Here is a 669-nt window from a genome sequence, read left to right as displayed (position 1 = left end):
GTATACATAGTCTGAATGGAATCTATAATTAAAAACTTCGGTTTAAGATTTTCGCAGGCTGCAACAATATTTTCCATGTTGGTTTCCGCCAGAATATAGAGGTTCTCGTTCAGTTCTCCGCAAACCCGATCTGCCCGCATTTTAATCTGTGCCTCAGACTCTTCTCCCGAGATATAGAGAACCGTACCCAGTGACTTAGCCAAATTAGCAGCTGCCTGTATAATCATCGTAGACTTGCCGATACCCGGTTCGCCTGAGATCAAAGTCAAAGAGCCCTTCACCAGCCCTCCTCCTAGTACCCGGTTCAGTTCCCCGATGCCTGTATCAATCCGAACGTAATCTCCTCCCGCACCAATTTCCTTTAGTTTAGATGGTTTAGCTCCTGCGGAGGCTCTTCGTCTCGTATCATTTGTCGGTGCCTCTACAATCTTCTCCTCTACCATGCTGTTCCATGCACCGCAAATACACTGTCCAACCCATTTACTGCTTTCGTAGCCGCATTCCTGACAGACATATACTGTTTTCGCTTTCTTTGCCATAATACGCTAACCTCTCCTCTTTGCAAACATTTGTTCGTATCTTGTATTATACCAAACACTGCCCCATTTGTCCACACCGATTATGCACGCCACACTGCAAAAGTTTGGAATGGCATAAAGGCTAAAGAAA

The 669-nt window shown here is 45.3% G+C and carries 1 protein-coding gene; it reads right to left on the bottom strand.

Going from position 1 to position 669, the window contains the following annotated elements; translation table 11 throughout:
- Positions 1–539 (bottom strand): AAA family ATPase (locus tag D1841_RS18000; RefSeq protein WP_166554363.1); only part of this gene is annotated, 539 nt, incomplete at its 3' end.
- Positions 540–669 lie beyond the last annotated feature (130 nt).

It is taken from the genome of Neglectibacter sp. X4 (assembly GCF_009917365.1).
GTDB lineage: Bacteria > Bacillota > Clostridia > Oscillospirales > Acutalibacteraceae > Acutalibacter.
Note: the sequence above shows the minus strand (reverse complement) of the source record. Positions and strands in the feature narration are given on the sequence as shown.